Genomic DNA, 20,135 nt, shown 5'->3' on the forward strand with positions numbered 1-20,135 from the left:
TTTATGACAGCTCCAGCGACTACAGGGCAGTTGAGAGAAAAGCTTTCTGATATGGAGATCGGAGACTATATTGTCTGGAAGTACGACAATACAATAACAGGATATATTTTCGGAGGAAGTACGATTAGCTATACAGAAATTCCGTTAACAGGAAATCCGTTAGCCAGTATGCCTTTGAAATACTTCTGGTATGCAATCAAAGTGGATAAAGGTTTACTAATAGCAGATAGAGTTGTAAATAACACGACAACATGGGATTGGTTAAATTCCAATAAGTTCGTCGAAGGTTCGCCACGCATTATAAGTGAAACATCAGGTGTTGTTCGTTGCCCAAGCGGAGGTGTTGCATATACCGATGCGAGTGGAAATAAAGTTTTAACTACCACAAATACAGGGTATGGGGCTTGGCCTACGATAAATGAGTGGGATACATATGTTGTTAATTTCCCAAAGAATAAGATTTTTTCTGGAAAATCATTAAATGATGTATGGAACTTTAAGTGCATGACATGGTGTAAAGAAACGACAATATCTCTATCTGGAACAGTACCCGGAGGTTGGACAACAGGTGGCAGAACAGTTCGTTCTGAGAATACAACAAACAGTAAAGATAGACTTTGGAGTACAGCTTCTAACTACTCTAATGTAGCAGTGGGCTTTCGTCCAGTATTTGAATATAGGGAGGTGTAATATATGGCAACTGTAGGAGATCAGCTAAAAGAACCAGAGGTAGGATGGAGACGTTATGATGATACACATATAGGTTTAAAGTATACAGGAACTTGGACCACCCCATCCCCATCCAATACAGGTTATTATGGTGGCAGTATAAGAGTAACTAGCCGAGCTGTCGACAATAACTATGTTACATTTTCATTTTACGGAACAAAACTTAGGATAATCTCCGACTTTTATGAGCATAGGCATTCTGATAACGCTATCACGATAGATGGTGTAACAGAGACGTATAGTGCCTTTCGTGCAGTAGGCTCCCCTAGCCTTCAGCAATCCATAGTGTATGAAAAGACTGGATTACCTCTTGCATTTCACACAGTTACCATTGCAACAGGTCATAATCGTATAAATTTCACTTTAGATGCTATAGATATTGATGAAACAGGGTATCTGAGTGGGTATGCTTTAACGGCGACAGAATCTGGATGGAAAAGGTATGATGATAGTCATCCATTTGTGGTTCCCAGTGGGAACTTTGCACGAAATTCAACAGATACTAATTTTCACAACACATCCGCGATATTTATTCAAGATACTACAGGCGAAATAAAAATAAATTTCTATGGAACAAGGTTTAGACTGATCGGAGCTAAAAACACAAATCGGTCAACTAATGTAGAGGTGTTAATTGATGGAGTTTTGGATCAATCATTCTCTCAAAATGGAGCTCTATTGTATAAATCACTTGATTATGAAAGGTCAGGGCTTTCATTAGGCAACCATAGTATCATAATCAAAGGCAATGGATTATATGGATTTGATGCTATTGACATTGATGATAATGGACAACTTATAGCTAGTATTGGTTCCCGATTACCAACTCCAGATGAGTGGTGGAAGAGGTATGATGATAATAATTCGGCTATTAATTATGAAGGAGTAGGTTGGATTTCCGCTACAGGTGATCCTAATACTTATGCAGGGACAGCCCACTATACTTCGTTGAATGGAGAATCATCTAATAGGATCAAATTCAATTTTTATGGAACAAAATTGAGAATCATTGATCTGTATTGGACTAATAGAGTGAATAACGTGACCATAGAAATTGATGGAGAAGTCTCTACATGGAATCCCAACAATCCAGCGAATAAGTATCAAGTATTGGTTTTCGAAATATCAGGTTTAACAAAGGGTTTACACGAAGTGAAATTATCGACAACTAGTTCGAGTGGAACATTTTCTCTTGATGCTATAGACATTGACCTTGATGGTCGATTGTTCCATCCAGATGAAGTAACAAGTGTTACTGAACTTGAGATTGGTAAGCGTATCAGATGTCATTACCAGACTTCAGTAGCGAACAACGTTGGATTGTTTAGCGGATTAGGAGAGCAATCTTCTGATCTTATTCCTATATCAAGTTCTGCAACACCGAATGGTGATTTTTACTTCATTATGGTAGAAGATGGGGATGATCACAAGCTGTTGGTCGCTGATCGAAATATTCAACACAGCATAAGTTGGGACTCTATAAATGCAAATGGAATGGCTGGTGGTGGCGGTGCACCAATTTCATTATTAAAGACAAAAGAGATTTCAACCTCAATTCGACTTCCCACAGGCGGTATCAACGCAACGGATAAGGATAATGAATGGGATAAATATATTGTTAACTCTGCACTAAATGGAGCGATCAGTTCTGGTAGCAATGGTGTATGGAATTGGAGCGGAGCCGCATCATGGACTTCTACAACAAATACTGGTGGATCAGCAAACAGAACTGGACGAGGTGGCACAGGCGGAAATGTAGGAGCGAGTGGATATAATCCAACGTCTTATGTGGGTGCTGCTGCTGCAACTGGCTTTAGACCATTAATGGAAATTGAAATTCTCCCAATGTTTAGATCATTAATTAAGCATGACGCTGAATACAAACGCTTTAAATTGGGGAGCTCTAAAGTGGATAAAACTCTAATCATTACTCCTTTAATGACATCCAATACTACTCCATCAGGTGTAACAAGTGCAAGTAGCATATATAATTCCAGTTATGAAGGATGGAGAGCATTTAATGGTGGAGCAACAGGTACAGAAGATTGTTGGGCTTCAAGTGCTGGCAGTCCTAGTGGGCATCTAGCATATAAATTTAATGATATAACCACATTAAGTATGTATTCCATAACGTCAAGAGACGCATCAGATTTAGGTTCAGCACCTAAAGATTGGACATTTCAAGGATCTAACGATGGGATTAACTGGAGTGTAATTCACACGGTTAGCAACTCAACAGGATGGAGTCAGAAAGAAACTAGGCAGTTTGTTTTAGATAAAGAATATTCATACTTCAATTATAGACTAAATATTACATCTAATAACGGACTGAACTATACTACAGTAGGAGAATTGGAATTAATTAAGAAGAGTATAATTGATGCAATTCCATCTGAATGGAGCATGATTTCAGTAACTTTACCATCAGAAAGCACTTTTATTAATGATGGAATGGATGATCTGTCTGTATTTGATAGAAAGAATGTAGATTTAATTCAGATTATGACTGCCAATGGATCACTAGGATCAGGAAAATTGTTTAAAGGAAGCATTGATCTGAAGAAGTATATTGAAATAAAAAATGTGAGTGTGAAGTAGAGTATGTATGCTCTACTTCTTTTTTTATTTATATGAAAGGAGATAGATTTATGACAGGTGTATTTTGGCAACAACTACCTGGTATCACATTGTCGAATGATGATCTAACTGCAACATCACTAAACCATAATTATGCTGCAGTTGCTACAATAGGTAGGAGTTCGGGTAAGTGGTATTGGGAAGTGGTTTTGTCGGACAATTTAGCAATGATTGGTGTTACTAGCGTCACAACGGGTGTGAAAGTATGGAATACAGTTAATCATAGGGGATATTTCTCTGACGGTAAGAAATGGAGTGGTGCTTCAGGAGTAGCTTATGCGAACACTTTCATTATAGGAGATACAATAAGTATATTGATGGATTTGGATAATGGCACATTGGAGTTCTGGAAAAATGGGGTATCACAAGGAGTTGCATTTAATGACTTAAAAAGTCTTGGAATGATTTATCCAACTCATGGTAGCGGAGCAGCATCAACAGCATCCACTGTAACTGCAAATTTTGGAAAAAAAACCTTTAGATACAAAATGCCTTCTGGGTACGAGAGATATCAGGGATATGAAAATAAAATCTTACTTTCATCAGGCGATAAAGCATATTCTCTAATGAAGAAGTTTTCAGATAATTTGATAGCAATCATGACATCTAACACCACTCCAGCTGGAAAAGCATCTGCAAGTAGCATCTACAGTAATAATTATGGGGCGTGGAAGGCGTTTGACAGATTAGATGATCAATTTCCTTGGGCATCAACATCTAAAATTGGCTGGCTAGCATATGAGTTCTTTAAACCTGTAGTCATTGCTAAATATACTTTACTGGCAAATAGCGCAGAGTTAACTCAAGCACCTAAAAACTGGAAATTTGAGGGTTCTAACGATGGTGTTAATTGGACTGTATTAGATGCACAAACCAATCAGGTTGGATGGCAATCAGGAATGAAAAGAGAATTTGTAATTATTAATAAGAAGTCTTTCATTCAATACAGGGTAAACGTAACGGATAATAACGGAAGTAGTCTGTTATCTATCAGAGGTTTTGAAATGTATAATTATGAAATTAATCCAGATAAATTGGCTATCATCTCTAATCAATCAGAACAAACTTTTATTAGATATGGTATGGACTTATTAGTTGATATTGACCTGTTTAACGGAGTCCTGTCCGTTGAAACCAAAGATAATGTATTAAGTTCAGGCAAAACCTATGAGCACACAATTGATATGTCAAAACGCCGAGTGGATAAAATTACGCTTAGCTAAATTTATGAGGAGCACATCTATAAGGTGTGTTCTATTTAATTTTGAAAGGAGAAGGGTTGAATGGTAACATACACAGAAAATTTGATCCCTATCATGACATCAGATACCACTCCAAAAGGTAGAACTTTTGCAAGTAGTTTTAATCTCAATGGTGCGTTTATGGCATTTGATAATTCTGATACCTATGGATTTGTGAGTGGGAATGGTAGTGTTGGACAACTTGGATATGAATTCGTGAACTCTGTTAGAATTGGCAAGTACGTTGTTAGGAGCTTATCCTCAACTTACTTTGCTCATATGCCTAAATCATGGACATTCGAAGGCACTAATGATGGTGTTAGTTGGACTATTCTCGATACACAGTCTAATCAAATATGGACAACTGCAAATACAGATAAAGAATATATTATTGATTACAATAAAGCTAAAAGATACAAAACATATAGGTTAAACTGGACATCCAACAATGGGGGGGCACAAGTTGTAATAAATGAATTGAAAATGTTTGGAGTCGGTTATTTTGATAAATTCTTGATTTCATCTGAAGACACGACATATTCATTGTACAGAAAGATCGGCAAACCTCTAATTCCTTTGATGGACGGATATGAGAATACAATTGGTAGCGTTATTGGATCAGCAAGTTATTCGACTGGCTACACTTGGAAAGCCTTTGATAGTGATGATACTACCGCTTATGGGACTAACTTCATACCAGATTCGTCAAAACCAATTTATGTAGGCTTCAGATTCAATGATCCTGTGTGTGTAAAAAGATATTCTTTTTTAGCGGGCCTGAGAACATTTAAATTCATGGCATCCAATAATGGAACTACCTGGGATACCCTTGACACCCAAACGTCACTAGTATCGAATACTTCAACAATACAGATGTTTGATATACAGAACGATAAGCTTTATAGCTATTACAAACTAGAAGCGACATTAGCGACTAGTGGAAATGCTTGGGTGAGCATTTTTTCTGTTCAGTTTTATGGATTGATGCCTTCTATTCTATTAGAATGCCCTTCTAGCGAGGGGAGTTATATTCGGAATGGTATGGACAAAGGATTTCAAATCGATACAGTTGAAGTGTTGAATGTTAAACAACATATTAAAGAAGATTCAATTCCGCTAGGATCAGGCAAACTCTTCAGACAACCAATCGACAGGGAGAAGCATAGAGCAAAAAAAATTATATTAGGCTAAATTTATGAGGAACACATCTATATGGTGTGTTCTATTCGTTTTGAAAGGAGATGTTTAAATGGCGAAATACAGCAATAATATTCTTCCAATTTTTACGTCCGCAAGTCCTGTAGATGGTGTATCAATAACAGCAACACCATTCGTTTCTGGATTTGAAGGTTGGAGAATACTTGCGTCTTCAGGCAATGGATGGTATCCCAACAACTCTACATCTGGAAGAGATAGTGGTGTTATTATTATTGAGTTAGACAAACAAAGAAAAATCGGAAAATATGAAATTGAGAGTGGAAGCTATTTTCCGAAAACATGGACAGTGCAAGGTAGTAATACAGGACTTTTTTCTGGCGAACAAGAAGTACTTGCAACTGTATTGGATAGTGAAATTGCACCAGATGGCGTAGAGACTAAGACTTTTATTATTGAAAATCCTAAAAGCTACAGATACTATAAGTTCGATATAACTAAATCGGCTACAGGTACATTTCTTCAAGTGCGTAAGATAAAGATGATGGAGAAGCTTCCAGAACATAAATTCTTAATTTCATCTGGTGCCGAAACACTTTCTATCGTTGCTGGAAAGAAAATCAATGATACTGCAATACCAAAAATGACTTCTGATACAGCACCATCTGGCAGGGCTTTTGCTGAAAGTGTTTATAACACAGCTTATGCTCCTTGGTACGCATTTAATGGTGTTGATGATGCAGAGGGATACGCTTCGCGACAGAGCAGTGGTGGAGTAGGGTATTTAGGATATGAATTCAGTGATTCTATATCATTATATAAATACGCTGTTCGATCTTGCGGATCAAGTAGTCTAAATAAAATGCCGAAGGATTGGACATTTGAAGGCAGTAATGATGGATCTAGTTGGGTTGTACTGGATACGCAGATTAATCAAACTTGGACAACTCAATATACAGATAAAATTTATCTATTAGATGAACATGTCCATTATATGAAATTCAAGATGTATCGTTTAAATTGGACAGCTAATAATGGATTTGCAAATTATACAGATGTAAATGAATTGAAGATGTTTGAAATAATCTTTCCAAAGCATATCAAACTCCCTTCTGCATCTGAAGAAATGTTTGTTAGATATGGAATGGACAAAGGAGATAATATTGATTTGTTTGCAGATACTGGATCAATCAGTTTTCTAAATATTTCACCTGCAACGCTTGGTTCAGGCAAAGTCTTCAAGCAAAAAATAGATACAACTAAAATACCAATCAAGAAAGCATCAGTTACATAACTATGTGAAATGATTGTTTGATTTAGAATTTAGAGAGGAGTGAGACAATGGCAACAATAGGACAATTTTTACCATCTCCAGAATCGGGTTGGCAGAGAATTGATGATCGACATGAGCTAATCACCTACGCTGGAAGTAGTTGGTCAAAACCAGCATCTAGCGATTTATATAACAACACAGCGATGTTAGCATCGACTAATGATAGTACTGTTAAGTTTACCTTTAAGGGTACTAAAATTAGGTTAATCGGAGCTCAATATACAACTGGTAGTAGTGATATTAGTGTCATCATAGATGGAGTAGTTGAAAAAACTACTCAGAATGCTGGATTAGTTTATCAAGTTCTTACTTATGAAAAACTAGGTTTGATTAATAAAGTTCACACTGTTGAAATTAAAAATAATCAAAACGCAAATATTTGGATAGATGCTATTGATATTGATAGTTCTGGTGAGTTTGGTGCTACTGGTTCATATAAAACATTAGTCTTCCATGCCGATCAATATAAATATATCAATGGTACGAGCTGGACAACTCTGATTAATGCAATTCCAACGGAAAATGATTATAAAGAATTTGGGATAGATGATATCACTACTATTCCAGAAGACATGTGGGTGAAGTTGGTAGGCGAAATAGAATTGTGTTATTACACAACAGATTCAAGAGTTTCGAATGCATCCTTTAACATCGAAACCGAACCTTTTACTCTCGAAGAAGAGTGGGCAGACAAGGATATTGAAGTACTTTATTATACTGATGATCCAACGGCAACAGAATCAGTAGTCACAATTGAAACCGATCCCTTCACCCTAGCCGAAGAATGGGAAGACAAAGAGATCAAAATCATCGAATACACCGATGACCCAAATCAAACCGAATCAACGATTACAATCGAAACTGAACCGTTTACCCTCTACGATGAGCTGGGTGATAGTGTAGATGTTCTATACTACACGGACGATCCCTCCAAAACATCAGCGGAACTAAATATCAGAGCTAACTACTCCCCATTGGATGAACTTGAGGGAGATTTTGACTTGGTTACGTGGACGAATGATGAAGAGGTAATTACAGGTAATTGGGACATGATGCTAATGTATAACGCGCTACCGTTTGAGCAATTAATTGTGCAACCAACAGACATAGCGTTATATGGAGACGTGAAAAAGGTTGTCGCTACGAAAGTAACGGAGAACAGTCCGGAAGGTATATTAAGAATGGCTGCTTCGTTCGATTCGGGGCTCACATGGAAGACATACCGTTTCAACAAGTGGTTCGATCTGGATATCCAGAATACAACCCTATTCAAAAGAAAAGGAATGAATCTGGACACACTCAATGCCATCCCTGAAAAGGATCTAATAGCTCTAACTCGAATTGCCTACTACTTCGATAGCAGTAAGCACTATGAAAACAGCTATTCGCTGGACGAAGTGAAGATGGTCGTTGATGCACCGCGACATGCAGTGGAGTTTAGAGATATGTCACTGCAACTGTTAAACACCACAGCCACAATCGACCTGACCTTCTCTGGTAACAAACTTACAGGTGTGCTGGATGATGCAGATCAAGGCAAGGTTAAATACCGCGTCTTGTTGAACGGTAAAACGTATTATCCGGCGGATGGCAATTTTACACGACTAGCAGCATCTCCATTCAATATTGAACTCAATATTGACGAGAGAAATGTTAATTTTGGCGTAGAGAATACATTGAAGGTTGAATTTCAGGATTATTGGGGTGCCGTGGACTCCCGGGAAATCAAGTTTATCGGATCGTATTCAGGATTAATGTTTATGGACGAGTCTGGAGATTTTCTTTCAGATACCTTTGGTGGTATTTTGAAACAACTTGATTATGGGGTGATCATTGCCGGACAGACGACGTTAACAAAGAAAGTCAGAATCAAAAACTTGCTTGGTTATGCTGTGGATCATGTTTACCTGGAGATGGATAAGAAATTCGAAACGGATGGTGTTGAAGTCCAATTATCCAGACAGGCCGACCCGTTTCTTCCGATCGATTATCTGACCTATGGTCTGATTCAACCGGAGGATAGCATCGATTTTTATATTCGTATCGCAACGGATATTCATGCCAAGCCGAATCCTAATGGCAATTTTGAAATGAAGGTCACAGCAGACCGGGTGTAGCTCTCAATACAATGAGACAGGAAGTGAGTGGAATTAATAACGGGGAGACTCTATTAGATAGTTATATACATATTAAAAGTCCGGAAAATCGTTTTACAGCAAAGTATATTCTGTACAATCAGGTGGATGAAGAACTGTCTTCAACCCTAATAGCTGCTACAAGAAAAGTGTCCGAGATCGTCTCTAGTGTATCCGTACGTGTCAGACGGTCACAGGAATTGAGCAATTCGCTATCGGTGATGTACAGGTCGCAAGGGGATCTGAGCGCAACCATTCAAGCGGCATCCAAAGTTGATCTTGAATGCATGTTGTACGTTCGACCACATAACCGTGCACACGGCAAATATGAATTATTTGAAGCACCTCGTATGACTGTTAACCTGAAGCCTGTTGCTGATGCAACCACGCGAAGTCAAACTCACCTGCAAACGATCAACTTTGGTGATACACAGCGTATGATGATCGGCAGAGACGAGATAGAGCAATTCGAATCATTTATACATTTCGGTGATCTGGATACTAAAATACCTGATCTGTTATATCTGGAAGAAGCTAAATTGAGGTTATATTACACAGGAACCCTGGCACCTGAAGCACACATTGAGCTACATCAGCCTGATACACTGTGGCGTGAGTACGGGATTACGTATGCGAACAGACCTCAGTCCATTCAGCTCTTATCGTCCAGTTATATCCTGGATACGACTGAACGTTATGTTGAGTTTGATATGATGGCATTGCTTCGAATGTGGAGAGAAGGTATTCTTTCGAATGTTGGAATGATTATTCAGTCTAGCGGTAACACGCCGATATATTTCAACACTCGTGAATCTTCCAAACCACCTGTTTTGCAGATCAAATATATCACTTCTCAAATCTATTCCATTGGTCGAACCGAAATCGAAAGTGAAATTTTTATTTATGGTGCAGGTCACAAGGACATAGCTTCAACGTTAGTTGTACACAGTGATCTTGGGCTGGACTGGCTCAAATCTCAGTTGTACGTCCACCGTTATGAGGATCACATGCATCATGATATACCTCAAGTAATCGCGGTCAGCCGTCCGTACCTGGATGTAGATCTGACAATAGCTAAACGTATAGATGCAGAACTAGGTTCGAACATTTCTATTGCTGAAAGTAGGACAGAAGAGAAGGAAACATGGGTTTCTATTTCTAAGCCCGAGCTTCATGCGCAGTTCATTACTGCTATACGAACAACTAAGGATACAGACGGTAATCTTGCCGTTAGAACAGGTCTAGACGACGAAAAAACTGTAGAAATCGCAGTGTCTCATCCTGACTTGCCTTCAGTCATTACGGTAGATAGACAAATGTCTCTAGTCAGTACGTTAACGATATCACAGCTGCTCGATGATGGACGGGATACGAGTTTAATTGTATCCATACCTGATCTTCATACTTCATTGGAAGTCTCCAATTATACAAAAGCAACTTCAACGTTGGGGTCTTTGCTAACGGTCATGTACGACGATGATTCGACTGTGATTTCTGAGATTAAGGTTAATAAGCCTGATCTAAATAGTGATCTTCAAGTCAGAGCATTAGATCATGATGAGAGGGCAGCTAGTCTTGAGATTCCTTATTTGGAAGAACAGCTTGGGCAATTATATATCTCCAGACCTGATGTGCTTTCCAGCATTGAGGTCAAGTATATGGATGTTTTGGACGGCCACATTAGTATCAAGGAAAGAGAATACTTGGATAGCTATCTTCAGGTGCGAGAGTGGAAGGATATGCAGTCTACAGTAGATGTGAGACAGATTGTCGATATGGCTACTGAAGTGACAATTTCCAAGCCTGATCTGGCCGCGTATGTCTTACCAAGAGTTATTGCGAATGTAGAGTTAGATTCGATCACAAGTATCCGTAAACGGGATGCCGGTGATTTAGTGACCACAGTAATTGTGAAGAGTCCAGGAAATCAAGCGTATTTTTACATTTTATAAAATGAGTACATCATCAAAGAGGGCGTTGGCCCTCTTTTTTTTTACGTTTAGGCTCATGTCCATCCCTAAGCATCTGTACTTTATTGTGTAACAGTCGTCTTCTCGTTATGATACAATGTGTTCATCACACATTAAGGAATGAAGACCATGCATCAAGGGGACAGTGTATTTGAACAGATTATGAAGCAGAAAAGATTGAAGCCTATCAAGCCTGAAACTACAAAAGTTCTAGTTAAACCAATACATAAAAAGAAACTAGCTCAGGAGCAATTAAGTGATATGGATGTCCAGTTCAAAAAGTCGGTAGCTGAATCAATAGATCGAAGTGTACTTCATAGACGTGTACTGGGGATTAGAAGAGAGTTAATGGAGATAAGACGATTAAAGAATGATGAGCATACGTTTTAAGTTAGCGCCACTTTGACCATCCTTGGGTGAGGGTGGCTTTTTATATTTCAACTAAAGCATATCCCTCCTATCTAAGTCTGCGAAAAGACTTACCAACAATATATTTGAACTGTAAGTACCTACATTTTCTCAAACACGGCAGGTGTCCACACGACAATACAGATTGAGGCATACAATTATCGTGACCTGTGGAAGAGGAGGTGGATCGGGAAATTATGGTGACGATGGAGCCCATTGTAGTTGGAGAGCATGTATTGGTAGGGGTAGAAGTCAAGCTGCCCAAAACAACTTTGCTGACTATTAACACATCCAAAGGATATATCATGTGCGGAGCACTCGACGTGGGATTACTTAATGAGAAGCTCGGGGATCGCAAAATTATTGCAGCTCGGGCGGTTGGTGTGCGTACACTGGAGCAATTGTTGCATGCACCTATGGAGTCGGTGACAACAGAAGCCGAGGCCATTGGCATTACGGTTGGCATGACGGGTGTAGAGGCTTTGTTGAAAATGATCTAAGCACTAACAAAAGGGCTCCCTATGGGAAGCCCTTATTTAACGCCGTAATACAGAGCCTGGCACATCGTAGCTCCCACCTCTATACACACGAACGCTTTCTATTAAATTAAGCTTCTTCCTTCGCGAACAAGGCAGCCAGATTTTCTTGGAAAGGTGCGCGAACAACGCCTTTTTCCGTGATAATAGCTGTTACATATTCGTTAGGCGTTACGTCAAATGCCGGATTGTATACTTTAACACCTTGCGGTGCTGTACGTTTACCAAATCCTTCGGTCACTTCTTCCGCAGCGCGTTCTTCAATCGGAATCAGATCCCCGGATGGAGTGGACAAGTCGATAGTCGACAATGGGCTGGCTACATAGAACGGAATATTGTGAGCTTTGGCAAGCACAGCCACGCTGTATGTTCCGATTTTGTTAGCTACATCGCCATTCGCAGCAACACGATCAGTTCCGACGATAACGGCTTGAATCCAGCCTTTGGACATCACCATGCCTGCCATGTTATCACAGAGCAGCGTAACGTCAATGCCGGCTTGCTGTAACTCAAATGCAGTCAGGCGTGCACCCTGAAGTACAGGACGAGTTTCGTCTGCAAATACTTTCAGGTGAATGCCACGTTCCTGTGCGAGATACATTGGAGCAGTTGCCGTACCGTATTTCGCCGTAGCCAGTCCGCCTGCGTTACAGTGAGTGAGTACACCCATCCCATCTTCGAACAAAGGCAGTGCATTCTCGCCGATCATGCGACATACTTCTTCGTCTTCCTTCTGAATCAACAGAGCTTCTACTTCAAGAGCATCATTGCCCTCATCCAGGCTCAGGCCGGATTCAACGACCACATTTGCTCTCTGCATCATGCGATCCAGTGCCCAGAACAGGTTCACCGCTGTTGGACGGGAAGTAGCCAGATGAGCACATATGGATTTTACGTGGTCCAGCCAACCTTGAACGGTTGTTCCGTCATATGATTTGGCACCCAATACAACACCAAATGCAGCAGCAATACCAATCGCTGGAGCACCGCGTACTTTCATGGAGTGGATGGATTCCCATACTTCCTCGGGTGTATACAGTTTCAACATGAGGATCGTTTCGGGCAGCAGACGCTGGTCAAGCATTTCAAGCTTGTCCTTTTTCCAGATGAGAGAGGACAGAGGCTGATATTCAGGGGTTGTCATGGGTGGTTCCTCCGTTCCTTATGTTAAGCCTTAGTAGTAGTAACAGCTGTGGATACAATATCCAATACTTCGCCGATGGTATTCAAGCGACGATTGTTCTTGATCAATGCTTTACCAATGGACAACGCTTTACGCTGAGCATGTTCACGTTCAGTCTCATTTGGAATGGTATCTATATCCGCCACGTGAGCGAGTCCCACGATACGACGAACCATTTTGGCACCTGCAAAGCCGATCGAATCTCTGAACAATTGTTGCACATACAGATCCTGATACCCTGGCGTTTTTGCCATCGGATCAACGAGGTCGTTAACCCAGAGGGCACGGAAACGAGATTCGAATTCAGTCCATACATCACGAACCATATTCAGCAAAAGCGTCTCACGCTCACGCAAAGCAGTCTCATCCTGAATCCATCCTGGCAGGGATGCGTAATTCAAGAGCAGGTTCGCAAGGACTGCACCGACATCAAATCCCATGGGGCCGTAATATGCAAATTCGGGATCGATGACTTTAGTTGATTCAGGTGTAACAAAAATACTGCCTGTATGCAGATCTCCATGAAGCAATGCCTGCCCATGTGTTAGGAATTTTTCCCGCAGCAAGGCCACTTCAAGGTGAAGCACTCCATCTGTGCGAAGGGCTTCAGCCTCGTCCTCAATGGAAACATCATAATTATTTTTCTCGGCGATCCGGTAGGGTTCATCAAAGATCAGATCCTCCGTTATTTTGCATTGGTCCGGATTAATGAATCTGCCCTGTTGTTCCTTCTTCAATTGCTGATCCATGCCCAAGTCTGATGTGAAGAACAGCGTTCTTGCCATGAATTCCCCGATATGCTGTGCAAAAAGAGGATAGGAAACACCTTCGATCAGGCCTTTACGCATGATCACATGATCACTTAGATCTTCCATAACCGTTAACGCGAGGTCATCATCGTAATGATACACTTCGGGTACCATCCCTGGACATAGACGATACTCTTCCTGAAGAATCTCACGTTCAATGCGGGCACGTACCAGAGAGAGTGGCCATGATTCTCCAACCACTTTCGCATAAGGAAGCGCCTGTTTGATAATGATACTTTTATCGGAGTTCTGATCCGTGATGTGGAATACCAAATTCAGATTGCCATCGCCGATCTCGTGACAATCCAGATTCGCATCTGCCGCAAATGGACCCGGTAATGTTTTGGCCAGTTCAATTGCATCCTGGGGGGTAAACGGGCGATATTGGGACAAAGGTGCCACCTCCATATATATGAAGAAACAGGAAAACCCACTTCTTTGCTTGGTATATGTCAGTATATCGGAAATAACGCGGTTTTTGAACTTTTTTTTGAGACAAGTCAAGTCGATCCTGATTCGAACTTCCGGTTCAAGGGTAAAAACAAATAGGCCGGACGGTTGAGAGAAACGCCGTTAACAAGCCTCTCCACTACATGTGGTGACACATTATTAACTCTCTGTTATGCATTGCGGGACAACCTGCTTATCATGGCATGACAGACTAATTTTAAATAAAGGATGGGATTAATATGGCTACAAAAAACAAAACAGATCAAGCAAAATCGGTGGAACAAGTACTTAATCGTCAGGTAGCTAACCTGAACGTATTGTATGTTAAAATCCATAACTATCACTGGTACGTTAAAGGACCTAACTTCTTCACGTTGCATGTGAAATTCGAAGAGTTCTACAACGAAGTTACAGTACAAATGGATGAAATCGCAGAGCGTATCCTTACGCTGAAAGGTAGCCCGGCGGCTACAATGAAAGAGTATTTGGAGCTTTCCTCTATCCAGGAAGCAGCAGGCGGAGAAGACGCAAAAACAATGGTGCAAAACCTTATCGAGGACTTCGCTACACTTTCGAATGAATATCAGGAAGGTATCGAAGTTGCAGATGCAGCTGAAGATCAACCAACATCCGATATGCTGACAGGCTTTAAGGCTGACCTGGAGAAACACATGTGGATGCTTCGCTCTTTCCTGGGTTAATATAGCCAAGATTTCGCCTAATACAAATGGTCTCTTACGTAAGCTTTCTGAGCCCGGATCATGTTGTCAGAAACGCCCTGAGCGTCTATACTGCTGACAAGAATGATAGGGGAGGGGACCGCTTATGTTAGAACCAAAGATACCGGCTTTAAAAGAATGGGCTTCTGCAATCAAAGCGCTGGAAACGGGTCGCCAGATTATGGTGATGCGCAAAGGTGGGATTGTAGAGGAAACCCGACATTTTGAGCTGAAAAGTCCGGCGTTTTACCTGTATCCGACTTATGAACATCAGCGTAAAGAACTGATTAAGTCCTCGGATCAATCCTATGTTGAAGAATCACTGGCCGAATGGGTGCCCGAAGCTTCGACAATCCGTATTACTGCATATGCCGAAGTAACGCAGGATCTGGAGATACGAGATCAGGAGATGCTGGATCGACTTCTTGACTTTCATATGTGGACAGCGGATTTTGCCGAAGACCGTTTGAAATGGAAACGGAAAGATCCGCTCCATGTATTGATTTTACGTGTGTACCTTTTGAAAGAACCGATGGAAATCCCCGTACTGCCTGAATATAATGGTTGCCGTTCATGGATTTCTATTCCGAATGGTCCGGTGCCGCGCGAAATGACGCCGGTGGTGGACGTTGCGGATTTTGACGAACAGGTACAGAAGATTAACGAGATGCTCAAATTGTAAATGGTAACGTTATTTAACGGAGGGACTTGTCCATAATATGGATGAGTCCTTTTTTTAGATTAGTGTACAGCAGATGACATAAAAGCTTGAATTGCTGTGATTTTTCTCACTGTGCATTTGTGCTTAAGATGTTTTCTGATTTGATTCAATTTGTCTTTTACTATAGAATCAGAAAGAATAAGGTTTCATGCAATGGACAAAGGTTCTTAGGAAATGACTTGATTATCATTGAGAATCAGTTTAGAATTATTCTAAAGTGTTCTTGCTTTAAGAATCGAGTACAGGAGAAATTCAGGGGAAGCCCTGTTCAGATATAATAGGCGCTTTTTCGTTTTCGACAACTAACATCAATTTAATCAATGGAGGGAAACAATACACATGGCTACGAATTTCGTCATTGAAGGTCTGAAAGCGACGATCGAAGGTAAGGAAATCCTGAAAGGCATCAACCTGGAAATGAAAGGTGGAGAAATCCACGCAATCATGGGACCAAACGGAACAGGTAAATCCACTCTGGCTTCTGCATTGATGGGTCACCCTAAATATGAAGTAACAGACGGTAAAATTACACTTGATGGTGAAGATGTATTGGATATGGCTGTAGATGAGCGCGCACGTGCAGGTCTCTTCCTGGCTATGCAATACCCAAGTGAAATTGCAGGTGTTACGAACTCCGACTTCTTGCGTAGTGCAATTAACGCACGTCGTGGCGAAGGTAACGAGATCTCTCTGATCAAGTTCATTCGTCAAATGGAAGGTAAAATGAAAGAACTTGACATGAACCCTGAGTTCGCTCACCGTTACCTGAATGAAGGTTTCTCCGGTGGTGAGAAAAAACGTAACGAGATTCTGCAAATGATGCTGCTTGATCCGAAAATCGTAGTACTTGATGAAATTGACTCCGGTCTGGACATCGATGCTTTGAAAATCGTGGCTGACGGTGTGAACGCTATGAAGAGCGAAGACCGTGGCTTCCTGATCATCACTCACTACCAACGTCTGTTGAACTACATTACGCCTGACTATGTTCACGTAATGATGCAAGGTCGTATCGTGAAATCCGGCGGACCTGAATTGGCTCACCGTCTGGAAGCGGAAGGGTATGACTGGGTAAAGGCAGAGCTGGGAATTACAGACGAAACTGTAGGCCAAGAAGCGTAAAGACAAAACGGAGGAGGATTAATTAATGACTACACAAACAATTCTTCCGGTTGAATCTGAAGCGCTTCGCGCCTTGTCGGAAAGCAACAATGAACCCGGCTGGTTGACCGAACAGCGGCTCGAAGCTTTAAAGCTTGCGAGCGGGCTTGCGCTTCCTAAACTGGAAAAACAAAAAATCGAACGCTGGAATGTCAGCGAGTACGGAACATATAAAACAAGTGAAGCTATTTCTTCTTTGACAGAAGTACCTGCTTCTATCAAAGATCTGGTTCAGGATCAAGCTGAGGGCAGTCTGGTTATCCAGCGCAATTCCGGTACGGTATACTCCAAGGTGTCTGCTGATTTGGCAGCAAAAGGAGTTATCTTCACGGATCTGGCTACAGCGGTTCGCGAACATGGCGATCTGGTAAAACAATATCTGAACACAGCAGTGAAAGCGGATGAGCATTCCCTCGCTGCATTACATGCGGCACTTTGGAATGGCGGGGTCTTCCTGTATGTTCCGAAAAATGTCGAAATCGAAGTACCACTGCAAGCAGTGTTGCTTACGGACGACGCATCTGCAACGTTTGCACCTCACGTGCTTGTAGTTGCAGAAGCAAACAGTTCAGTAACTTATGTTGATAACTATGTATCTGGCGAATTGTCCGCACCTGTTTTCCATAATGGAGTTGTGGAAGTATTCGCAAAATCCGGTGCTAAAGTACGTTTCGCATCGGTTCATCAACTGAGTGTGAATGTAACTGATGTTTCATTCCGTCGTGCAGTGTTGGAGAATGATGCTTCCATCGAGTGGATTGTAGGCGAAATGAACAATGGCGACACAGCGAGCAACACGATGACCGTGCTGAAAGGCAATGGATCAAGTTCTGATTCCAAAGTCATCGCTGTAGGTTCCGGTTCGCAGAAAATCAACTACACCACAGAAGCTCGTCACTTCGGTAAGAATACGCCAAGCCAGATGATTACACGTGCAGTTATGCGTGAAGAAGCTTCTGCAATCATCAACGGCATCACGAAGATTGAGAAAGGCGCTACCAAAGCCGATGGACAGCAGACAGAGAAAGTGTTGATGCTGAGCCCTAAAGCACGTGGAGATGCGAACCCAATCCTCCTTATTGATGAAGATGATGTAACAGCAGGTCACGCGGCTTCTGTTGGTCAAGTCAATGCCGAGCAGATTCATTACTTGATGTCGCGCGGAATTAACCGTACGGATGCCGAACGCCTGATCATCTATGGCTTCCTGGCTCCGGTGGTGGCGGATATTCCTCTGGAAGCACTGCGCACCCAATTGCAGTCCCTGATTGAGAAGAAGCTGGGACAATGAACCCATCCATTCGCGAGCAGTTCCCGATCCTCCACCAGGAAATTAACGGACACCCGCTCGTATATTTAGATAGTGCTGCAACTTCACAGAAGCCTCATGCTGTGATCGAAGCAGTCAAACATTATTATGAGTATGAGAACTCCAACGTTCATCGCGGTGTTCATACCCTTGGAAGCCGTGCAACGGACGCTTACGAAGGCGCACGGGAGAAGGTAGCCAAGTTTATCAATGCCCGTAGTACACAGGAGATTATCTTTACTCGCGGGACAACGACAGCCCTGAATCTGGTGGCTTCATCATATGCCCGCGCCAATTGCAAAGAAGGCGATGAAATTGTTATCACGCAAATGGAGCACCATAGTAATCTGATTCCTTGGCAGCAGGTTGCCAAGGAGACAGGTGCAACATTGAAATACATCCCGCTTCAGCCGGATGGTCATATTGAATTGGCTGATGTCGAGAAGACGATTACGAACAATACTAAAATTGTAGCAATCGCTTATGTATCCAATGTTATGGGTCTGATCCATCCTGTGAAACAAATTGCTGAAATTGCACACCGTAATGGTGCTGTCATCGTTGTTGATGGCGCACAAAGCACACCTCACATGAAGGTGGACGTTCAGGATCTGGACTTTGATTTCTATGCATTATCCGGTCATAAAATGTGCGGACCAACCGGAATCGGTGCACTCTACGGCAAAAAGGCGCTGCTAGAGTCCATGGAACCCATTGAGTTCGGTGGTGAAATGATTGATGATGTGGGTCTGTACGAATCCAACTGGAAAGAGCTTCCCTGGAAGTTCGAAGGCGGAACCCCGATTATCGCAGGTGCGGTAGGGTTGGGAGCTGCCATTGATTTTCTGGAGCAGATTGGTATGGATGAGATCGCACATCATGAGAGTGTGCTGGCAGCTTATGCAACAGAACGACTGGCCGAGATCGATGGGTTAACCATCTATGGCCCAGCCAAGCGGCATGTGGGTGTTGTTACCTTTAACTTGGGTGATGTTCATCCGCATGATGTGGCAACCGTACTGGATGCGAGTGGCGTAGCCATTCGTGCCGGACACCATTGCTGTCAACCACTAATGCGCTGGCTTGAAGTTAGCTCAACAGCTCGTGCCAGCTTCTATCTATACAATAACGAACAAGATGTAGATCGGCTTGTCAGCGCCTTAATCCAGACAAAGGAGTATTTTGGCGATGCAACTTGATGATCTGTACAGACGTGTTATAATGGACCACTACAAAAACCCGCGTAACCGCGGAACATTTGATAATGACGCTGTCACGGTGAATTTGAACAATCCAACGTGCGGCGACCGGATTTCACTGCAAATTTTGCTGAAAGACGGAATCGTCCAGGAAGCCAAATATACGGGTGAAGGCTGCTCCATCAGCATGTCCTCTGCATCGATGATGACAGAGGCCGTCAAAGGCAAAACGATGGAACAAGCACTCGATATCGCTAACCGTTTTTCCTCACTGATGAAAGGTGAAGAAGTCGATTTCGACGATTATGAAGATCTCGAAGCCCTATCCGGTGTGAACAAGTTCCCTGCACGCATCAAATGTGCCACTCTGGCCTGGAATGCATTACGCAAAGGGATTGACGAAGAGAACAAAGTACAATAACGATAGGGAGGTAGAGCAA

17 protein-coding genes are annotated in these 20,135 nt (G+C 41.8%); 15 read left to right on the top strand and 2 right to left on the bottom strand.

Going from position 1 to position 20,135, the window contains the following annotated elements; genetic code table 11:
• Nucleotides 1-3 precede the first annotated feature (3 nt).
• From MHI55_RS10070 to MHI55_RS10110, 9 genes are all read left to right on the top strand, one after another.
• Complete coding sequence (locus MHI55_RS10070; RefSeq protein ID WP_340389889.1) at nt 4-690, top strand: hypothetical protein; 687 nt, start codon at nt 4-6, stop codon at nt 688-690.
• Nucleotides 691-693: 3 nt separating this feature from the next.
• On the top strand, nt 694-3,327 hold the full coding sequence (locus MHI55_RS10075; RefSeq protein WP_076252376.1) for a discoidin domain-containing protein: 2,634 nt from the start codon (nt 694-696) through the stop codon (nt 3,325-3,327).
• A gap of 50 nt (nt 3,328-3,377) precedes the next feature.
• Entirely contained in the window at nt 3,378-4,589 is a 1,212-nt protein-coding gene (locus tag MHI55_RS10080; protein ID WP_076252374.1) for an SPRY domain-containing protein, read from the top strand.
• A gap of 60 nt (nt 4,590-4,649) precedes the next feature.
• Nucleotides 4,650-5,798, top strand: coding sequence for a hypothetical protein (locus MHI55_RS10085; protein ID WP_076252372.1), 1,149 nt, complete (start codon nt 4,650-4,652; stop codon nt 5,796-5,798).
• Nucleotides 5,799-5,856: 58 nt separating this feature from the next.
• The gene (locus tag MHI55_RS10090) at nt 5,857-7,056 is read left to right on the top strand and encodes a hypothetical protein (protein ID WP_076252370.1); all 1,200 of its coding nucleotides are present in this window, start codon (nt 5,857-5,859) and stop codon (nt 7,054-7,056) included.
• Nucleotides 7,057-7,103: 47 nt separating this feature from the next.
• Nucleotides 7,104-9,212, top strand: coding sequence for a hypothetical protein (locus tag MHI55_RS10095; RefSeq protein WP_076252368.1), 2,109 nt, complete (start codon nt 7,104-7,106; stop codon nt 9,210-9,212).
• Between the two features lie 11 nt (nt 9,213-9,223).
• Entirely contained in the window at nt 9,224-11,182 is a 1,959-nt protein-coding gene (locus MHI55_RS10100; protein WP_340389891.1) for a DNRLRE domain-containing protein, read from the top strand.
• A 138-nt stretch (nt 11,183-11,320) separates the two neighbouring features.
• Complete coding sequence (locus MHI55_RS10105; protein ID WP_179087897.1) at nt 11,321-11,590, top strand: hypothetical protein; 270 nt, start codon at nt 11,321-11,323, stop codon at nt 11,588-11,590.
• Between the two features lie 215 nt (nt 11,591-11,805).
• A complete protein-coding gene (locus MHI55_RS10110) occupies nt 11,806-12,108 on the top strand; it encodes a DUF1805 domain-containing protein (protein ID WP_076252362.1) in 303 nt (100 codons plus the stop codon).
• A 106-nt stretch (nt 12,109-12,214) separates the two neighbouring features.
• Here the strand turns inward: MHI55_RS10110 and mtnA are convergent, their stop codons facing one another.
• Together mtnA and mtnK are read right to left on the bottom strand one after the other, a co-directional pair.
• Nucleotides 12,215-13,288, bottom strand: coding sequence for an S-methyl-5-thioribose-1-phosphate isomerase (mtnA, locus tag MHI55_RS10115; RefSeq protein ID WP_076252360.1), 1,074 nt, complete (start codon nt 13,286-13,288; stop codon nt 12,215-12,217).
• 23 nt (nt 13,289-13,311) lie between these two features.
• On the bottom strand, nt 13,312-14,529 hold the full coding sequence (mtnK, locus tag MHI55_RS10120; protein WP_076252358.1) for an S-methyl-5-thioribose kinase: 1,218 nt from the start codon (nt 14,527-14,529) through the stop codon (nt 13,312-13,314).
• Nucleotides 14,530-14,825: 296 nt separating this feature from the next.
• Here mtnK and MHI55_RS10125 point away from each other — a divergent pair, with 296 nt between their 5' ends.
• From MHI55_RS10125 to sufU, 6 genes are all read left to right on the top strand, one after another.
• Nucleotides 14,826-15,287, top strand: coding sequence for a Dps family protein (locus MHI55_RS10125; RefSeq protein WP_017689542.1), 462 nt, complete (start codon nt 14,826-14,828; stop codon nt 15,285-15,287).
• A gap of 124 nt (nt 15,288-15,411) precedes the next feature.
• On the top strand, nt 15,412-15,987 hold the full coding sequence (locus MHI55_RS10130) for a DUF1802 family protein (protein WP_076252356.1): 576 nt from the start codon (nt 15,412-15,414) through the stop codon (nt 15,985-15,987).
• A 378-nt stretch (nt 15,988-16,365) separates the two neighbouring features.
• Complete coding sequence (sufC, locus tag MHI55_RS10135) at nt 16,366-17,148, top strand: Fe-S cluster assembly ATPase SufC (RefSeq protein WP_036609931.1); 783 nt, start codon at nt 16,366-16,368, stop codon at nt 17,146-17,148.
• Nucleotides 17,149-17,173: 25 nt separating this feature from the next.
• Entirely contained in the window at nt 17,174-18,478 is a 1,305-nt protein-coding gene (sufD, locus tag MHI55_RS10140; RefSeq protein WP_036609929.1) for a Fe-S cluster assembly protein SufD, read from the top strand.
• Entirely contained in the window at nt 18,475-19,695 is a 1,221-nt protein-coding gene (locus MHI55_RS10145) for a cysteine desulfurase (RefSeq protein WP_340389893.1), read from the top strand. Before sufD ends, MHI55_RS10145 begins: the two co-directional genes overlap by 4 nt.
• Nucleotides 19,685-20,116 carry a Fe-S cluster assembly sulfur transfer protein SufU gene (gene sufU / locus MHI55_RS10150; protein ID WP_017689537.1) on the top strand — a complete coding sequence of 144 codons (432 nt, stop codon included), beginning with the start codon at nt 19,685-19,687 and terminating at the stop codon, nt 20,114-20,116. The genes MHI55_RS10145 and sufU overlap by 11 nt, the downstream gene beginning before the upstream one ends.
• The last annotated feature ends 19 nt before the right edge of the window (nt 20,117-20,135 follow it).

Origin of the sequence: Paenibacillus sp. FSL E2-0151, from assembly GCF_037993015.1 — a bacterium.
Lineage (GTDB): Bacteria > Bacillota > Bacilli > Paenibacillales > Paenibacillaceae > Paenibacillus > Paenibacillus amylolyticus.

Excerpts from the sequence above, each read along its gene's own strand:
- sufD (WP_036609929.1), top strand. The coding sequence starts at position 17,174 with ATGACTACACAAACAATTCTTCCGGTTGAATCTGAAGCGCTTCGCGCC.
- MHI55_RS10080 (WP_076252374.1), top strand. The coding sequence starts at position 3,378 with ATGACAGGTGTATTTTGGCAACAACTACCTGGTATCACATTGTCGAAT.
- MHI55_RS10095 (WP_076252368.1), top strand. The coding sequence starts at position 7,104 with ATGGCAACAATAGGACAATTTTTACCATCTCCAGAATCGGGTTGGCAG.
- MHI55_RS10100 (WP_340389891.1), top strand. The coding sequence starts at position 9,224 with ATGAGACAGGAAGTGAGTGGAATTAATAACGGGGAGACTCTATTAGAT.
- MHI55_RS10075 (WP_076252376.1), top strand. The coding sequence starts at position 694 with ATGGCAACTGTAGGAGATCAGCTAAAAGAACCAGAGGTAGGATGGAGA.
- MHI55_RS10070 (WP_340389889.1), top strand. The coding sequence starts at position 4 with ATGACAGCTCCAGCGACTACAGGGCAGTTGAGAGAAAAGCTTTCTGAT.
- MHI55_RS10110 (WP_076252362.1), top strand. The coding sequence starts at position 11,806 with ATGGTGACGATGGAGCCCATTGTAGTTGGAGAGCATGTATTGGTAGGG.
- MHI55_RS10090 (WP_076252370.1), top strand. The coding sequence starts at position 5,857 with ATGGCGAAATACAGCAATAATATTCTTCCAATTTTTACGTCCGCAAGT.
- mtnA (WP_076252360.1), bottom strand. The coding sequence starts at position 13,288 with ATGACAACCCCTGAATATCAGCCTCTGTCCTCTCTCATCTGGAAAAAG.
- sufU (WP_017689537.1), top strand. The coding sequence starts at position 19,685 with ATGCAACTTGATGATCTGTACAGACGTGTTATAATGGACCACTACAAA.
- MHI55_RS10105 (WP_179087897.1), top strand. The coding sequence starts at position 11,321 with ATGAAGACCATGCATCAAGGGGACAGTGTATTTGAACAGATTATGAAG.
- sufC (WP_036609931.1), top strand. The coding sequence starts at position 16,366 with ATGGCTACGAATTTCGTCATTGAAGGTCTGAAAGCGACGATCGAAGGT.
- MHI55_RS10085 (WP_076252372.1), top strand. The coding sequence starts at position 4,650 with ATGGTAACATACACAGAAAATTTGATCCCTATCATGACATCAGATACC.
- MHI55_RS10130 (WP_076252356.1), top strand. The coding sequence starts at position 15,412 with ATGTTAGAACCAAAGATACCGGCTTTAAAAGAATGGGCTTCTGCAATC.
- MHI55_RS10125 (WP_017689542.1), top strand. The coding sequence starts at position 14,826 with ATGGCTACAAAAAACAAAACAGATCAAGCAAAATCGGTGGAACAAGTA.
- MHI55_RS10145 (WP_340389893.1), top strand. The coding sequence starts at position 18,475 with ATGAACCCATCCATTCGCGAGCAGTTCCCGATCCTCCACCAGGAAATT.